General features: G+C 38.9%; 18 protein-coding genes. All 18 read right to left on the bottom strand.

What is annotated here, in order from left to right; translation table 11 throughout:
* Positions 1-75 precede the first annotated feature (75 nt).
* Positions 76-690, bottom strand: coding sequence for a hypothetical protein (locus IGK01_RS03950; protein WP_010735992.1), 615 nt, complete (start codon positions 688-690; stop codon positions 76-78).
* Positions 691-744: 54 nt separating this feature from the next.
* Complete coding sequence (locus IGK01_RS03945) at positions 745-2,280, bottom strand: hypothetical protein (protein WP_224434595.1); 1,536 nt, start codon at positions 2,278-2,280, stop codon at positions 745-747.
* Positions 2,281-3,134: 854 nt separating this feature from the next.
* On the bottom strand, positions 3,135-4,814 hold the full coding sequence (recN, locus tag IGK01_RS03940; RefSeq protein WP_224434594.1) for a DNA repair protein RecN: 1,680 nt from the start codon (positions 4,812-4,814) through the stop codon (positions 3,135-3,137).
* Between the two features lie 17 nt (positions 4,815-4,831).
* A complete protein-coding gene (locus IGK01_RS03935; protein WP_010735995.1) occupies positions 4,832-5,281 on the bottom strand; it encodes an arginine repressor in 450 nt (149 codons plus the stop codon).
* A 99-nt stretch (positions 5,282-5,380) separates the two neighbouring features.
* Positions 5,381-6,202, bottom strand: coding sequence for a TlyA family RNA methyltransferase (locus IGK01_RS03930; protein ID WP_010735996.1), 822 nt, complete (start codon positions 6,200-6,202; stop codon positions 5,381-5,383).
* 8 nt (positions 6,203-6,210) lie between these two features.
* Positions 6,211-7,098, bottom strand: coding sequence for a polyprenyl synthetase family protein (locus tag IGK01_RS03925; RefSeq protein ID WP_062805515.1), 888 nt, complete (start codon positions 7,096-7,098; stop codon positions 6,211-6,213).
* Entirely contained in the window at positions 7,095-7,322 is a 228-nt protein-coding gene (locus IGK01_RS03920) for an exodeoxyribonuclease VII small subunit (RefSeq protein ID WP_194179766.1), read from the bottom strand. Before IGK01_RS03920 ends, IGK01_RS03925 begins: the two co-directional genes overlap by 4 nt.
* 1 nt (position 7,323) lies before the next feature.
* Positions 7,324-8,664 carry an exodeoxyribonuclease VII large subunit gene (gene xseA, locus IGK01_RS03915; RefSeq protein WP_010735999.1) on the bottom strand — a complete coding sequence of 447 codons (1,341 nt, stop codon included), beginning with the start codon at positions 8,662-8,664 and terminating at the stop codon, positions 7,324-7,326.
* Positions 8,661-9,515 carry a bifunctional methylenetetrahydrofolate dehydrogenase/methenyltetrahydrofolate cyclohydrolase gene (locus IGK01_RS03910; RefSeq protein WP_010736000.1) on the bottom strand — a complete coding sequence of 285 codons (855 nt, stop codon included), beginning with the start codon at positions 9,513-9,515 and terminating at the stop codon, positions 8,661-8,663. Before IGK01_RS03910 ends, xseA begins: the two co-directional genes overlap by 4 nt.
* Positions 9,516-9,609: 94 nt before the next feature.
* Positions 9,610-10,059 (bottom strand): transcription antitermination factor NusB, encoded by a 450-nt coding sequence (gene nusB / locus IGK01_RS03905; protein WP_010736001.1) that lies wholly within the window; start codon positions 10,057-10,059, stop codon positions 9,610-9,612.
* A complete protein-coding gene (locus IGK01_RS03900) occupies positions 10,052-10,477 on the bottom strand; it encodes an Asp23/Gls24 family envelope stress response protein (protein WP_010736002.1) in 426 nt (141 codons plus the stop codon). The genes nusB and IGK01_RS03900 overlap by 8 nt, the downstream gene beginning before the upstream one ends.
* 213 nt (positions 10,478-10,690) lie before the next feature.
* Complete coding sequence (locus tag IGK01_RS03895) at positions 10,691-11,755, bottom strand: M24 family metallopeptidase (RefSeq protein ID WP_010736003.1); 1,065 nt, start codon at positions 11,753-11,755, stop codon at positions 10,691-10,693.
* A 152-nt stretch (positions 11,756-11,907) separates the two neighbouring features.
* On the bottom strand, positions 11,908-12,153 hold the full coding sequence (locus IGK01_RS03890) for a GlsB/YeaQ/YmgE family stress response membrane protein (RefSeq protein WP_010736004.1): 246 nt from the start codon (positions 12,151-12,153) through the stop codon (positions 11,908-11,910).
* Positions 12,154-12,230: 77 nt separating this feature from the next.
* Positions 12,231-12,605, bottom strand: a complete 375-nt coding sequence (locus IGK01_RS03885; RefSeq protein WP_010736005.1) for a DUF956 family protein — start codon at positions 12,603-12,605, stop codon at positions 12,231-12,233.
* Positions 12,606-12,920: 315 nt separating this feature from the next.
* Positions 12,921-13,835 (bottom strand): PTS system mannose/fructose/sorbose family transporter subunit IID, encoded by a 915-nt coding sequence (locus IGK01_RS03880; RefSeq protein WP_019724014.1) that lies wholly within the window; start codon positions 13,833-13,835, stop codon positions 12,921-12,923.
* A 16-nt stretch (positions 13,836-13,851) separates the two neighbouring features.
* Positions 13,852-14,658 (bottom strand): PTS mannose/fructose/sorbose transporter subunit IIC, encoded by an 807-nt coding sequence (locus IGK01_RS03875; RefSeq protein ID WP_010736007.1) that lies wholly within the window; start codon positions 14,656-14,658, stop codon positions 13,852-13,854.
* Between the two features lie 32 nt (positions 14,659-14,690).
* Positions 14,691-15,662, bottom strand: coding sequence for a mannose/fructose/sorbose PTS transporter subunit IIA (locus tag IGK01_RS03870; RefSeq protein ID WP_010736008.1), 972 nt, complete (start codon positions 15,660-15,662; stop codon positions 14,691-14,693).
* 100 nt (positions 15,663-15,762) lie between these two features.
* Positions 15,763-16,254 carry a mannose/fructose/sorbose PTS transporter subunit IIB gene (locus tag IGK01_RS03865; RefSeq protein WP_010736009.1) on the bottom strand — a complete coding sequence of 164 codons (492 nt, stop codon included), beginning with the start codon at positions 16,252-16,254 and terminating at the stop codon, positions 15,763-15,765.
* Between the last annotated feature and the right edge of the window lie 22 nt (positions 16,255-16,276).

Here is a 16,276-nt window from a genome sequence, read left to right as displayed (position 1 = left end):
TTTTTTAGTCATCTTTTTATTGTCTTCAATTAACTATATGCTCAAACTTGGTTCTTTTCGATTTGCTCTTGGACGCTATTTTTCTTGATTAATTATATTTTGACTTTTTACTTTAGCATTCCCTACAAGCACAGATAACCTTGGCTTATTTCCGTTTTGTTTTTCAATAAACGTTTGTAGGTTTTTATCAATGTCGTTTTTTGCTTTGGCTGACGAAAATTTATCGATGCTTAGCCCATCTGAAAACTTCTTAAAGATTCCTAGATTCTCTATATTCGTTAGCCGATCGAGTGATTCTGCTCTCTGATCCCCCTTGGATGATCTGGCTTCAAATTTAGGCATTCCATAAACAAAAGAAGTCTCATCTTTTTTTATGCTGCTCGTGCCGTGTACCAACTGATCATATAGTTCCCTTGACTCTTTCTTATTTGGTTCTAAACTTTCCTGTGACAAATGAGACTTTTCTTTTTGCCAGGAATCGATCCCATTGCTTGCTATATGATGTTCTTCTCTCAATCTAAACTCTGGAATTGGAATGTCTTTTGTCTGGGATGAAGGAGCTTGCTGTAAATCTTTCAAAAAATCCTTCAATTCTGCGGGAAAATTCTGTCCATCCGATGATTCTATCATTTTTAAAATATATTCACCTGTCCGTGTATCTTTTAAATCAATAGTTTTTTGATTCGCCAAGCTGTTATACAGATCCTGTGATTTATTTTGAGACAGTTGCGTAGGAATCGCCTGTTAATATATTTCAGCCTTAGAACGATAAGGATATGCTTGCTCTCCGAACTTGATTAGACTTTCTCCTATACCGTGTGTTAAGCTTTCTTCGTTTTCACCTCTTACATTTCTTGCTTCAAATACAGGATTATCATTGAGATTGCGCAGTTTAACTGTGTCAATTTCTTTTTCTCCATGCGTTGTAAAACTGACCTCTGAATTCGGATTATCTTTTGTTTGGGATGAAGTGGCTTGCTGTAAACCTTCTACAAATTCCTTTGTCATTCTCTGTTTTTCCATATAGATTGTCCGATTACGTGAGTCTGTTCCCTGATTTCGCTTGGATGGTCTTGCTTCAAACTTAGATATGTCATCATTTTGAATACTCTTCAAACTTTGTATTACCTTATCCTGTAGTTCAATCGTCGATTTCTGAGTTGTATCTACACCTTCCTGTGACAAGTGATACTTTCCTTTTTGCCATGACGCTATTCCAGTGCTTGTCGACTCATTTTCTTCTCGCAATCTAAAATCTGAATTTGGACTATCTTTTGTTTGGGATGAAGAGGCTTGCTGAGAACCTTGTACAAATTTCTTTGTCATTCCCTGATTTTCCATATTGGTTGTTCGATTACGAGAGTCTGTTTCCTGATTTCGCTTGGATGTTCTTGCTTCAAACTTAGGGATTTTATAAACAAAAGAAGTCTCATCTTTTTGAATAGTATTCGGACTTTTTACTTCCTGATCATGTAGTTCACTTGTATCTTTCTTAATTGAATCTACACCTTCCTGTGACAAGTGAAACTTTTCTTCTTGCCAGGAAGTATTCCCATTATTCGTTAGCTCATTGTCTTTTGTTTGGGAGGTTTGCTCTTGGTTGGATGATCTTACTTCAGACTTAAACATTTCATCTTTTTGAATACTATTCAGAATTTTTACTCTCTGATCATGTAACTCACTTGTGACTTTCTTAATTAAATAGGAGGATTTTTTGGAGAGCGCTCGGTGATGTCTTGGATTGATCTGTCTACTTTCATTTAGGGATTGTTGCATTACATCACTTGTATTGCGAGATGTATTGCCCTTATGTTCACTAGATTCTTTACGTTTAAATTTCAATTTCTTTTTAGAAACATACTCACTATTAAATTGTTTAGGAAGCGTACCTGTCATATTAGCTAGCTCATTTGGCGCTGTAACTCTTTGATCTATACTGACTTGGGGAATGATCTGTAATACATTACGATAGCTTTGAGTTGCATTTGCTCTAGTATTTAAATCAAACGAAGGATTTTCTTGATTTCTTTCTCCAAATGAGGTGCTTGCATTTCCTACAATTCGATCATTCCTTTGATTTATCGGCTGTAGTGTTATATTTTGAAGAATACCTGTCGAATAATAAAGATAAGAAATAATTGGGTTTGCTCTCACATTTAGGGATTCATTTCCTGTCCGAACAGCTAATTTACTCAAATCTTCTTGAGTATTTGTCTTATTAGCGTCATGCATTCGATTAATGAACTTTCCACCTGTTTCTCTGAAATCAATTATTGGCATATCTTACACTCCTCGCGTTTTTATGTATTTGTTTTGTTCCAATCCTTTTTCTTAGGAAACTTCTAAAAGTGGATGTTCCTAAATCACCCATTTACAAAAAAATTTTAGATGAATTGTCCCTTCCTCCCTTTCTTGTAGGTATTCTCTATGAGTAAAAATACGACGTAACCACCATTTGGACAAAAACAACGAACAATAATCATTGAGTTTACTATTTCTATAACAAATAAATCACCAGCGGAAACGAATCATTTACATAGACGATATGACGATACTTTTAATACAATACTTTAAGCGAATCAATGATAGCTTTTATTGATCTAAGAATATTCGTGTTATTCATTTACTAATCTATTACATTCTTACAAACCTATCTTTTATCCGTAGTAGTTACAGAGATAATATTTCTTGTTTATTTACAGAAATACTTTAGACTATTTATGACATCCTTTTCCTACTAACCTCAAGTATCTGTTCTTAGCGTTCAAAAAAGAATTATTTTCAATAATCATACGTTTAAACTAATTTATGTGTAGTGCTTTTTTTCAAACATAATCAAAATCTGGGAAAACATTACTACTGACTTTATCTTTTTGTCATTAAAAAAAATTTTTATGATTAAAAAATGATAGGACTTTGTAAGCGAATTAACTATTGATTGACTATCGACAGCTTTTGGATTTACAAATTTCATTCTCAAAATCAAAAAAAAAATATAATAAAATACAATATAAAAATAACTAATTACTTTTTCTGTCGGGAAAGATTTCAACTGTTTTTTTACCTCTATTCCCTAAAAAGCAAAATAAAATCACCCTAGCCAATGTAGGCAAAGGGTGATTTTTATTTTTTATTTATTTTTTCGCCAAACGTAACAACTCTTTGGCGTGTTCGATCGTTAAAGGCGTGATTTCACTTCCCGCTAACATTCGTGCGATTTCATTTTCTCTTTCAGCTGCAGCTAATTCGGCGACGGATGTTTGTGTTCTTCCGCCGACGACTTCTTTTACAATGTAATATTGATAATCCGCTACCGCCGCCACTTGAGGAAGATGCGTGATACAAAGTACTTGGGAATATTTGGATATTTTCAATATTTTATCCGCAATGGCTTGTGCCACTCTGCCACTAACACCAGTATCAACTTCGTCAAAAATGATACTAGTCACACCTTGTTCCGAAGAAAAAATGGTTTTCAGAGCAAGTAATACTCGTGACAATTCCCCACCTGATGCTACCTTGACTAGTGGCTTCAATGGTTCTCCAGGATTTGTCGTGATATAAAATTCGACAATATCAAAACCTTGCTCATCTAAGCGTCCATTTGCTTGCGTTGAAAAACGAACTTCAAATTCGGTGTTTTCCATATAAAGACTCTTTAATTCACGCAGAATCGACTGTTCTAAGTCACTGGCGATCGCTTTTCTTGCTTGATGGAGTTCTTCTGCACATTGAAACGCCCACTCTTCTTTTTGAGTCAGTTCATTCTTCATTTTATCAAGTTGACCTTCTGTAAAATCAGATGAATCCAATTCTTCTGTGATTTCTTCATAGTAGGCTAAGATAGCTTCAACTGAATCGCCATATTTACGCTTCAATTGGCGAATCGTTTCCATGCGTTGCGTCACTTCTTCCAAACGATTCTCATCCAGTTCAAGCAGATCGATTTGCCTGCTCATGTCCCCTACTGCATCTTGCAATAAATAATAGGCACTCTGGATATTATCAAAAATTGCTTCATACTCTGAATCAAGGTGGGCAATACTTTGGATCTCGGAAACAGCCCTTCCCACCCCATCAAGGCTACTTTGTTCACCTTCACTGAGCGCCCCATAAGCAGTAGCTAAACCATCGACGATTTTTTGATAATTACTTAATTTATCGCGCTCTTCTCGAAGTTTTTCTTCTTCACCAACTTCTAATTGGGCGGCTGCGATTTCTTCTTGTTGGAAATTCAACATATCGATACGTTGGACATAGTTTTTTTCGTTTTGTTGGATCTTACGTACTTTTCTTTCAAGTTCACGATACGCTTGATAGGCTTCTTGGTACGCTCTTTTTTTCTGTTGGAATGTCGAGTCTCCAAAACGATCAAGTAACACAAGATGTGATTCAGGTTGTAATAGTTCCTGATGTTCATTTTGACCTTGGATATCCACTAAATAACTACCTACGCGTCGCAAATTCGCTAATGTCACGATATGTCCATTCACTCGACAAACATTCTTACCTGCTAAAGACATATCTCGACGGACGATCAGATTTGAACCATCGGACTCAATCCCTAACTCTTCCATCAAAGCTTCAAAACCTTCTTGTTTAGGCCATTCAAACAACCCTTCCAGAATACATTTATCGGCACCTTGACGAATATAATCACTTGATCCGCGACCACCTGCTAATAAGCCCAAAGCATCAATAATAATTGACTTACCGGCTCCGGTTTCTCCTGTTAATGCTGTCATTCCTTCATGAAACGACAAACGCAATTCAGGAATAATCGCAAAATTGGTGATACTGATTTCTTGTAGCATTGCAATCACTCCTTAGATTAAAGGTAATGCAGAAAATCTTTCTTTAATTGAACAGCATCTTCTTCCAATCGTGTGATCATCAACACATTGTCATCATCGTTGATAATCGAGAATAATTCTTTTTTGTAACGTTTATCGATTAAATTTGCAGCTGCAGAAGCATTGCCCGGCAAAGTCTTTAAAATAACAAATTTTTCCATCTGGTCAACTGCTACAAATGCGTCCTTCAATAGTTTTTCTAGCTTTGTGCTCACATCTTCACTTGTTTCAGCAGGCAGACTATAGCGATAGCCACCATCAACTGCGGGAACTTTGATCAATTTAAGCTCTTTGATATCTCTTGAGATCGTTGCTTGTGTAACAGAAATCCCTTTATTTTTTAATATTTCAACAAATTCTTCTTGTTTACGTATATCTTGTTCATTTAGTAATCGAGTAATCAAACGATGTCGATCTTTTTTTCTCATGCTCAATCCGCTCCTTCACCAATCCTTCTTCTTTCAATGATAGCTTATTTTAAGCGCTTAATAAAGAAGAACTCATAGTCTTTTTTGTCAATTCCCAGACTACCGCTTATGCGTGAATTGTTCATGAGCCATTTCAACGATGTGAGCTGGATCAACGTTCGCATAGATTGTTCCTTTATCTGATACTTTTTTTAAGTGCGCTAAAAATTCAATATTTCCTTCTCCACCTGTAATAGGAGAGTAACTTAGATCTAATACATCAAACCCTTGCTCTGTGGCAAACGTCAAAATTTGTTCGATGACTTGTTGATGGGTTGTTGCTTCTCGAACAATGCCATTTTTACCGACCGCTTCTCTACCTGCTTCAAATTGTGGTTTGATCAATGCAATTACTTCACCCTCTGGCTTCAAAATTGCATGTAATGGCGGTAGCATCAGCTTCAAAGAGATGAATGATACATCAATGACAGCGACTTCTGGTACACCTTGATCAAAGTCTTCAGGTTTTGCATAACGAAAGTTAACACGTTCCATCACGACCACTTTTGGATCTTGTCTGATTTTCCATGCTAACTGATTGTAGCCTACATCTAAGGCATAGCTCATTTTTGCTCCATTTTGTAAGGCAGCATCGGTAAACCCTCCCGTGGATGCCCCAATATCAAGCAATACTTTATCTTTGACTGTTAGATCAAATTGTTTTAATGCTTTTTCTAGTTTCAACCCACCACGAGAAACATACGGCAATTTTTTCCCTTTGACTTTTAATTCACTACTAACGGGGATTTTTTCTCCTGGTTTATCAAAACGTTCATTTTTTTCATTATAGATCAACCCTGCCATCACGGAACGTTTTGCTTGTTCCCTTGTTTCAAATAGCCCTTGTTTGACGGCTAATACATCTACTCGTTCTTTTTCCATCCTCTTCCTCACTTCTCATCAAATCGTTTGACCAACTGACGAAGAATCTCTCCATCAAATGAACAAACTTCTTGTTCTAACTCGGCAATGATCCTATTGGCGGAATGGATTTCTCGTTGCAACGCAGCTCTTGTCTGCTCGATCCCTAATAAGCGTGGATACGTATTTTTATCCGCTCGTTCATCCTTGCCAGCTGTTTTCCCTAATGCTTCTGTCGTACTAGTCACATCCAATAAATCATCACGGATCTGAAAAGCTAACCCAAGATGAGCGGCAATTTGTTGTAATTGTACCAAAACTTCTTCTGGTTGTTCTGCTAAAATCCCACCTGCTAGCAAAGCATAACGTATCAAACGTCCAGTCTTTCGTTCATGGATCAATGCTAGTTCTTCTAGCGCCAAATCTTTCGTTTCCCCTTGGATATCTGCCGCTTGGCCTGCAACCATGCCTTGTGTCCCAGCACTAACAGCCAATTGTTGCAATAATAACAATTTTGGTGAGTTCGCTAAGTGGGTCATGCTGATCAACTGGAAGGCACCCGTCAATAATCCATCCCCTGCTAAAATTGCGATTGCCTCCCCATAGACTTTATGGTTGGTTGGTTTTCCTCGACGCAAGTCATCGTTATCCATTGCTGGAAGATCATCATGGATCAATGAATACGTATGGATCATCTCTAATGCTGCTGCTACTTGATAAGCTGAAGCATCGATCTTGGCATCAAAAGAAGCCACGGTTGCTAATAAAGCAAGTGGGCGGATTCTTTTTCCTCCTGCATGGATCGAATAGATCATACTTTCTTTCAAGCGTACATCCGAAGTATATTCCGTAATGAAAGAAACCATTTCTTCTTCTACCAAAGGAAGGTGAGTCGCAGAAAAATCGGTTAGTTTCATTGTGTCCCCTCTTTCTCGTCAAAAGTGATCTCTTCATTCGTCTCAGTCATAATTTTTGTAAGGGTTTCTTCTGCTTTAGAAAGAGTATCTTGACATTGCTTACTTAATTCCATTCCTCTTTTGAACGCATCTAACGCTGATTCTAATGGAACGTCTCCTTGCTCTAATTGCATGACGATTTTTTCTAATTCTTGCAATGATTCTTCAAATGTTGGATTTGCCATCTTATTCTGTCTCCTTTTTGATCTGTTCCACTTTGCCTTTGACCTGTCCATCTGCATAATGAATGACTAACTCATCACCGACTTGGATCTCATCGACACTTTTTGCCACCTGATCATGCAACGTGGTGTAGCTATACCCTCTACCCATGATTTTTAAAGGACTAAGTAAATCAAGTGATTGAACCGTCTGTTGAAACTTTTGTTGCTGTTGTTGCATATATTGGTACATTTTTTCTTCTAGTCGTTTTTCTAAGTAGCTTGTTTCTTGCTTGGCTGATTTCACTCGATAAATTGGTGCAACTTGTTGCAACTGATGACTTAAGGTCATAGTTTGTTTTTCTTTCGCATGGTAAATTTGTTGCGTTGCTTGATACAAGCGTTGCCGCAATTGATCTAGCTTGATCGTTTGTCCCTCATAAAGTCGTTCAGGTTGGCGAAAGACATAGGATTGTCTTGAGCGGGCAAACCGCTCTTGTTTTCGTTGGATTTGGCGTAAAAACCCTTGCTCTAAGCGGGCTTGTCTTTCCTTGATCCGCATCAACTCTTCCGATAATACTGGAACAGCCAGCTCAGCTGCTGCCGTCGGTGTCGCTGCTCGAACATCAGCCACTAAGTCAGCAATCGTCGTATCTGTCTCATGACCGACAGAAGAGATGCTCGGTGTTTTTGCTTGATAAATCGCACGAGCCACCCGTTCTTCATTGAAAGGCCAAAGATCCTCGATCGACCCACCACCACGTCCGATGATCATTGTATCGAAATTTCCTAACGCTTCAACGCGTTGGATATTGCGGACGACATCATCTGCTGCTTGGTTTCCTTGCACAACAGTTGGGAACAAAACAAGTTGCGCGATTGGGTAACGGCGTTTGACCGTCGTGATAATATCACGAATGACCGCACCACTAGGACTTGTTAAAACGGCGATGCGTTTTGGAAATCTCGGCAATGCCTTTTTAGGTCCAGCAAATAGACCTTCTTTCATCAATTTCTCTTTTCGTTCTTCTAGCTCTTGATATAACGCACCGACGCCATCAGGTTCCATATGTTCCACGTAAATTTGATAAGAACCGCTGGCCTCGTAAAGGGAGATCCGACCGATCACCAACACTTTCATGCCCTCTTTTGGTTGAAAACGTAACTTTTGGAAAGCACCTTTGAACATGATCGCAGAGATTTTTGCATGATCATCTTTTAAACTGAAATATTGATGCGCATTCGCTCGCATACGGAAATTCGAGATTTCGCCAGTTAGATAAACTCTTTCCAGATATGGATCTGCTTCAAATTTTCGTTTCAAATATTTGGTTAAGGTGGTAACTGTTAAATATTCTTGCGTCATAACTCTCCTCGCTCTGCTTCAGCTGATTGGACCGTTTGTGCCATCAACATCGTGATCGTCATTGGACCTACTCCCTTAGGGACAGGCGTGATATAGCTTGCAAGAGGAGCGACTTCATCGAATTTGACATCACCGATCAGTTTTCCATCCTCATCCCGATTCATCCCCACATCGACAACTACCGCACCTGGTTTGACGAAGTCTTTTGTTACAAAATGGCCACGCCCGATCGCTACTACGAGTATATCTGCTTCACGAGTTAACGCTGGAAGGTCTTTCGTTTTTGAATGAGCAATGGTGACTGTCGCATCAGCCATCAACAAAAGTTGCGCCATGGGTTTACCGACAATATTACTGCGACCGATCACTACTGCACGCTTGCCAGTCAAATCAATATCATATGCTTCAAACATCTTCATGATCCCATAAGGCGTACAAGGAATCTTATCAGGATTCCCTGCAAATAGACGTCCTAGATTAAATGGATGGAAACCATCAACATCTTTTTTAGGATCGATTGCTAATAACACTTTCTCTTCATCAATATGTTTTGGTAAAGGCAACTGCACAAGGATCCCATGGAAGCGTGGATCATTGTTATATTTTTCAATTTCATTTAGAAGCTCATCTTCGGAGATTTTTTGACTATAACGCTCTACTTTTGAATAAATACCTAATTGATTCGCAACTCGTTCTTTGTTACGAACATAGACTTGACTTGCTGGATTTTCTCCAACTAATAAAACAACTAATCCGGGATTGATCTGTCGTTCGTTAAGCTCTTTTACTTTTAACGCAAGTTCTGCTTGCATTTTTTCTGCTAATTCTTTTCCATTCATCAATTCTGACATACGATCACTCCCAGATATTTTTGCTTTCATTCTACCATATAAACCACTTGTAACATAACCAGATTTACTAACTATCATAGAAAAAAGCTAGGACTTACGCCCCAGCTTCTAATTCTTTTAACACATTCGATAACATACCATTTACAAACTTACGTGAACGGTCGTCACTGAATGTTTTAGCTAACTCGATTGCTTCATTCAATGCAACAGTTGCAGGCACGTCATCCACGTACATCATTTCGAAAATCGCGATTCTTAAAATAATCAGATCCATTTTGGAAATGCGGTTGATCCGCCAATTATTTTTTAAATGCTTTTCGATGATCGTGTCTAACGATGCTTTTTTTGCACAGACGCCACCAACTAGTGTGTCTAGATATACTGGAACAAATTCTGATTGCTCTTCATTGATCATCTCTTGATGGTCCAACTCGATCGCATTGAAAATTGCATCTTCTTTTGTCAGATCAGTGTTAAAATCTAATGGGAACAATGCCTGTAATGCCATCTCGCGGATCTCGTGTCTTGATAACTCTTTATTCATTTTCTTCCTCTTCGTCCTCAAAAAGTTCATCGATTGCTGGTTGTTCCAATTTTTCTGGTACAACTGCTACGACATGGATATTGACTTCAGCTAATGCAATGTCGGTCATGAAAAGTACTTCTTGGTGAACACGATCCTGCATTTCCATCGCTACTTTTGGTACTGATACGCCATATTCTAAATAACAATATAAGTCAACTTTCAAACCTTCTTCGTCATTGACTAAATATACACCTTTACCATGCGCTGCGCGACCTAGCAATTCTGTGACATTGCTAGCAAAAGTCCCACGCATTCCGTAGACCCCTTCGACTTTAGAAGCTGCAATACCGATAATGACTTCGATCACTTCTGGTGCAATCACGATTTCTCCTAAATCTTGATTAGCATGTAAGACTAAGTTTTTTTCGTCTGCCATTTTTATTTATTCCTCCTTTTGCCTACATACATCTTTCACTTCAAAAAGCGAAGTCATGTACCTAGGAAAACTGTCGCCTGTAAATCAGTCATGCGTGAAAAAACGCGCCGTTTACAATCGCTTGATTTCTCTTATAGTGTATCATTAAATGAGCCCATTTTCTATAACAAAGTCTGAGTTTTGACATTTACATTTATTGAAAAACGCTGATTATCACAAAATGATCAATTCTTTTGGTGAGTGAGTCAATACCCGGTTTCCTTCAGCAGTGATCAATAAGTCATCTTCGATCCGGACGCCACCGATTCCTGGTAAGTAGATTCCTGGTTCATCCGTAATGACATTGCCCACAACAAATGGTTTCTCTGCTCGCGCAGATACATTAGGACCTTCATGGATCTCTAAGCCGATACCATGTCCAGTGGAGTGGCCAAATGCTTCTCCATAGCCGTATTTGCTGATGTAGTCTCTTGCTACTGCATCCAGTTGGATACCTGTCACTCCAGGTTTCGCTGCTTCTAGAACTGCCAATTGGGCATCTAAAACGATTTGATAGATTTCTTTCAATTGTTCTCCAGGATCGCCGACTGCAAACGTACGTGTCATGTCAGAAACGTATCCTTCATAATAGCAACCAAAATCGATCGTGATCATATCACCTTGTTCAATGATCTTTTGGCTAGCCACTCCGTGTGGCATTGCTGAACGAACACCACTTGCCACGATGGTTTCAAAAGACACACCTGATGCACCTAGTGAACGCATATAGAAATCTAATTGATTCGCGACCTCGATCTCTGTCATCCCTGGTTGGATCATTTTAAGGATATGATCATAAGCCATATCAGCGATGCTACAAGCTTTTTCAATGATCACTAATTCATCTTCATCTTTTACTTCCCGTAATTCTTCGATCATGTCAGAAACTGGGATCAACTCTGCATCCAGTAATTCTTCCAATACTGAATACTCTAAAAATGAAACTGTACGTTCTTCAAATGCTAGATTCTTCAATCCTTCTTTTCGAGTCAAATCAGCGACTTCCTCAAAAATCGGCGCGACATTTTTGATGATCTCAAAACCTTGCGCTTGCGCAGCTGCTTGTTCTGTATAACGGAAGTCCGTAATAAAGAAGGCTTTCTCTAATGTGATGACCGCTAACCCAGTCGTTCCTGTAAAATTAGTCAAATAGCGGAGATTGTAAGGACTTGTCACTAAAAATGAATCTAGATTCGCTTCTCGCATTTTTTTGCGTAACTTTTCTACTCGTAACATCATGTGTAAATTCCTTCTTTCTTTGCACTCTTTTTATCATTATAGCAAACTTTCTTTTTTAAAGGCATAGGAAAGATAAATTCCTTCAATAGAAACGAACAAAGCGTTTTGGCTTGAGCTTTTCCCTCAAGTCAAAACGCTTTAGACTTTCATTTCTAAGATCTTTTACCAAAGAAAAATGAGACAACTGCAACTAAGATCACTGCCCCTAAAATAGATGGAATAAGTGCCATACCAGCAGCGCTTGGTCCCCAGTTGCCAAAAATCGCTTGACCGATCGTTGAACCAATCAAACCAGCAATAATATTTGTGATGCATCCCATTGAATTTCCTTTACTTGTGATTGCTCCAGCAATCGCTCCAATGATTGCACCAACAATCAATGTCCATAACCAACTCATCGTATAACCTCCCTCTTTACTCTTTAATTTTATCATAAGAAATAAATAGCAGGCAAACGATGAGGGCTAACTACAAATCATTTACGCTTGAAAATACCGATCATGCCTCGCTTGACTACGTCGATCAAACTTAAAGAGCGAACCATGTGACTTGGATCAACATACTTACGGACTGCTCGCAAAACTTCCTTGGGATGCTTTGCAGAAAATGAATAAGTTCCGTTTTTCTTTGTGCGAATCGCAAAACGTGGAATCCATTTTCCTTTGAACATCACAGAGGCAATCACGACATCTACCTCTTCCCATGGGATCTGGACGAATTTCCGCGCATCACGATCATTGTAAAATTCAAAACCTTTATCACCAATCATGATCTTCCCATATTCTGCCACACCTAGATAAGATGTCGCATTCATCGTTAAGTCAACTTTTGTATTCAGGGATTGTACCATTTCAAGCACTCCATTTCTAATCAATCTAAAGTTACAGTACTTAGAAGTCGCACCGTTTCAATGATTTGGCTATTCGTTCAGCTTAGCCATCCTTTTAATTTCACGTTTTTTACTTCTATATCAAAGACATCTTATCATAAATAGTATACCTTTTCGAGCATAGATACTGTCTCCAATAAACGGTTCTCCACAATCGTCCACCATTCGATCAGAAGAAAGCTGAAGTAAAGTCTCGTCGCATTCTATGAAAAAAGCTGCAACAAAAATCAATGATTGATTTCTGTCACAGCTTATTTAGTCTTTTATTGCCTTAGATTACATTAATCCGATCAAGTGGAAAACAATACCCACTACGAATAATCCAAGAATGATAACGATTGGTGAAACTTTTTTCTTCAATAACCACATACAAAACAATGTTAGTAACAACGCAGCTAATCCAGGGATCAAGCTGTCTAAGTTGTCTTGTAATGTTGTTACTTTGTAGTCAGATAGAGAAAGTCCAGCTGCTTGTTGTTCCAACGCACTCTTGATACCTTCTGCACCTGCAGGTAAACTACTCCAATCAATGTAAGCACCTTCGTCAAGTTTAACGCTTGATACTACTGGCGCAAAGCCGATTGATACCCAACGGTTAACTAATGAACCTAAGATGAACATACCTAAGATCGAAGCACCTTTAGTGATGTCTTGCAACAAACCACCAGATAAATCTTCTGTGATTTTAGAACCCGCTTTATAGCCGAATTCTTGTGTATACCACATAAATGCCATACGGATGATATTCCAAGCTACGAAATAAATGATTGGGCCTAAGATATTTCCAGCCATCGCTAGAGAAGCAGCTAGAGCTCCAAGGATTGGTCTTACTGTAAACCAGAAGACTGGATCACCGATACCAGCTAAAGGTCCCATCATACCAACCTTAACCCCTTGAATCGCAACATCATCAACAGGTGCGCCATTTGCACGTTCTTCTTCCAGTGCAAGAGTCACCCCTAGAATTGGTGAAGCAACATATGGGTGAGTGTTGAAGAACTCTAAATGACGAGTCAACGCAGCCGCACGGTCTTCTTTTGTTTTATATAATTTTTTGATCGCTGGGATCATTGAGAATGCCCAACCACCATTTTGCATACGTTCGTAGTTCCATGATCCTTGAAGGAAAGTCGAACGCAACCAAACAGAAATACGATCTTTTTTAGATAATTGAATTCTTTCTTCTGCCATTTCGTGAACGCCTCCTTTAATAGTTATCGATGATATCGCCTAGTGGGTCACCAGTGTTTGAGCTTCCGCCGTTACCTGAACCACCTTGTTTAGAAAGTGCCAAGTAAATAAGAGCTAAAGCAACACCGATTGCGCCTAGACCGATAAGAGTGATTTCTGATACAGTTGCCAATACAAAACCGATTGCAAAGAATGGCCATACTTCTTTTGTAGCCATCATGTTGATAACCATTGCGTAACCTACGGCAACGACCATTCCACCACCGATAGCTAAACCGTCTGTCAACCAAACAGGCATAGATTCAAGCAAGCTTCTTACTGGACCTTCACCAATAGCTAAGATCAAACCAGCAGGGATCGCAATACGAACACCTTGCATACAAATTGCAACAATATGCCATAATTCAACTTTTCTAAAGTTACCATCTTTTGCAGCAGCATCCATCAAATGAACAAACGCTGTCGCAATCGTACGACAAATGATTGTTAATAATAAACCAGCAACAGCAAGTGGCACAGCAATCGCGATTGCTGAAGAAACGCCGGCTGAACCTTGACCACCTAAAACTAAAATAATTGCAGATGCAACAGATGCTAATGCAGCATCGGGAGCGACAGCGGCACCGATATTTGCCCAACCTAAAGCGATCATTTGTAATGTACCACCTAAGATAAGACAAGGAACTAGATTTCCAGTTACTAAGCCGATCAACGTACATGCAACAACTGGTTGATGGAATTGAAATTCATCAAGAATTCCTTCCATACCAGCTAAAAATGCAACGATGATGACTAAGATCACTTGAATAATATTTAAATCCATGATAGTAATCCTCCATTTTTTCTGATAATTAATTAAGCACGATTTTTTAGTTCTTCTTGCGCTTTTTTCAAAATTTCATCCATGTTTCCTTTAGAGTCATTCGGTACTTTACGTACATCGAATTTCACGCCAGATTCTTTCAATTTATTGAATGAATCAATATCGTCTTGACTGAAAGCAAGTACTTTGTTCGGTTGTACTTTACCTGGAGAATGTGCCATTGATCCGACGTTCACTGTTTCTAATGGTACGCCACCTTCAACTGCACGCACGACATCTTGAGGATTTTCAAACAATAGCAATGCGCGTTGTCCGCCAAAGTGTTGATCATCTTTTGCAAGTTTGATCATTTGTTCAACTGGTACAACGTGTGCTTTTACACCAGGAGGTGCAGCTTGTTGGATCAATTTTTTACGTAACTCATCTTTTGCTACAGCATCAGATACAACGATGATCCGTGTTGGATTTGTTGTTTTTGTCCAAGCAGTTGCTACTTGTCCATGCAACAAACGTGAATCAATACGTGCTAAAACATAAGTGAACTTACCAGGTGTTCCTGAAGGTGCAGCTTCTTGTGCCGCAGCTTTCGTTTCTACTACTGGTTCTAATTCTTCCGGTTTGACTTTCACGCCTTCTTTTGCTGTTTCAATGATATGAGCAGCAATTTCATGTGCTGATTCCATTGAAAAACGTGAAGCATATGCTTCGATCAGCATAGGCAAGTTCAAACCACTTACGATTGCCCACTTATCTTTGTGTTCTTCAAATAATGTGTTTGATTGATTGAACGGTGTTCCGCCCCATAAATCAACTAAGAATAAGACTTCGTCTTGGTTATCGAAGGAAGCGACTGCTTCTTCTAATTTGGCTCTCAAGTCATCTGGACCTTCACTCGGTTGTAAAACAACAGCTTTGACATTTTCTTGTTCGCCAAAGATCATTGAACCCGACTGTAAGATTCCTTCAGCAAATTGCCCATGACTTGCTAGGATAATCCCTACCATATTTATACCTCCTACTTCTTTTTGTTGTAACAAAATCAAAAATAAAAATAAGTGCTTGCCTTTTACAACAGATACATTTGACCGTTACGCAACAACAATTTTATGCTTTCTTGGCTTTGGCCAGCAATTCCATTAAAAAGATTTTCCGATCAGCGGGTACCTTCCGAATCTCCAACTCCACACCTTGACCATCCAAAAAATGAAAGGCTTCGATATCTCGTTGATCGACGGACACAAAATTTGTGATCATGGTCTTCCCTTCAGAAAAACTCATTCCCCCGATATTTAGAGAATCAATTCGGATACCACTTCGGACAATTTTCTCAACGTCTTTAGGATTAGTAAATAAAAGCATCACTTTCGTTCGCGCTAAGAGTCCACTCTCAAAGATCTGGATCATCTTTTCAACAGTGATGACATTTGCCATGATCCCTGGTGGAGCAGCTTCTTTTAAAAGAAACTTTCTTAACTTGTCTTTCGCTACTACGTCACTTATGACGATGATACGTTCAACGCCAGTCAATTTAGACCAGACAGTTGCAACTTGCCCATGGATCAAACGATCATCTATACGTGCTAATCGAATATCCATTCGTAAATCTCCTTTTTATTAA

The sequence above is a fragment of the Enterococcus sp. AZ080 genome (assembly GCF_051714945.1).
GTDB classification, from domain to species: domain Bacteria; phylum Bacillota; class Bacilli; order Lactobacillales; family Enterococcaceae; genus Enterococcus_B; species Enterococcus_B pernyi.
This window is presented reverse-complemented; position numbering and strand designations above follow the sequence as displayed.

Bases quoted from the DNA above. Each gene is read 5' to 3' on its own strand.
- IGK01_RS03945 (WP_224434595.1), bottom strand. From the start codon at position 2,280: ATGCCAATAATTGATTTCAGAGAAACAGGTGGAAAGTTCATTAATCGA.
- recN (WP_224434594.1), bottom strand. From the start codon at position 4,814: ATGCTACAAGAAATCAGTATCACCAATTTTGCGATTATTCCTGAATTG.
- IGK01_RS03935 (WP_010735995.1), bottom strand. From the start codon at position 5,281: ATGAGAAAAAAAGATCGACATCGTTTGATTACTCGATTACTAAATGAA.
- IGK01_RS03930 (WP_010735996.1), bottom strand. From the start codon at position 6,202: ATGGAAAAAGAACGAGTAGATGTATTAGCCGTCAAACAAGGGCTATTT.
- IGK01_RS03925 (WP_062805515.1), bottom strand. From the start codon at position 7,098: ATGAAACTAACCGATTTTTCTGCGACTCACCTTCCTTTGGTAGAAGAA.
- IGK01_RS03920 (WP_194179766.1), bottom strand. From the start codon at position 7,322: ATGGCAAATCCAACATTTGAAGAATCATTGCAAGAATTAGAAAAAATC.
- xseA (WP_010735999.1), bottom strand. From the start codon at position 8,664: ATGACGCAAGAATATTTAACAGTTACCACCTTAACCAAATATTTGAAA.
- IGK01_RS03910 (WP_010736000.1), bottom strand. From the start codon at position 9,515: ATGTCAGAATTGATGAATGGAAAAGAATTAGCAGAAAAAATGCAAGCA.
- nusB (WP_010736001.1), bottom strand. From the start codon at position 10,059: ATGAATAAAGAGTTATCAAGACACGAGATCCGCGAGATGGCATTACAG.
- IGK01_RS03900 (WP_010736002.1), bottom strand. From the start codon at position 10,477: ATGGCAGACGAAAAAAACTTAGTCTTACATGCTAATCAAGATTTAGGA.
- IGK01_RS03895 (WP_010736003.1), bottom strand. From the start codon at position 11,755: ATGATGTTACGAGTAGAAAAGTTACGCAAAAAAATGCGAGAAGCGAAT.
- IGK01_RS03890 (WP_010736004.1), bottom strand. From the start codon at position 12,153: ATGAGTTGGTTATGGACATTGATTGTTGGTGCAATCATTGGAGCGATT.
- IGK01_RS03885 (WP_010736005.1), bottom strand. From the start codon at position 12,605: ATGGTACAATCCCTGAATACAAAAGTTGACTTAACGATGAATGCGACA.
- IGK01_RS03880 (WP_019724014.1), bottom strand. From the start codon at position 13,835: ATGGCAGAAGAAAGAATTCAATTATCTAAAAAAGATCGTATTTCTGTT.
- IGK01_RS03875 (WP_010736007.1), bottom strand. From the start codon at position 14,658: ATGGATTTAAATATTATTCAAGTGATCTTAGTCATCATCGTTGCATTT.
- IGK01_RS03870 (WP_010736008.1), bottom strand. From the start codon at position 15,662: ATGGTAGGGATTATCCTAGCAAGTCATGGGCAATTTGCTGAAGGAATC.
- IGK01_RS03865 (WP_010736009.1), bottom strand. From the start codon at position 16,254: ATGGATATTCGATTAGCACGTATAGATGATCGTTTGATCCATGGGCAA.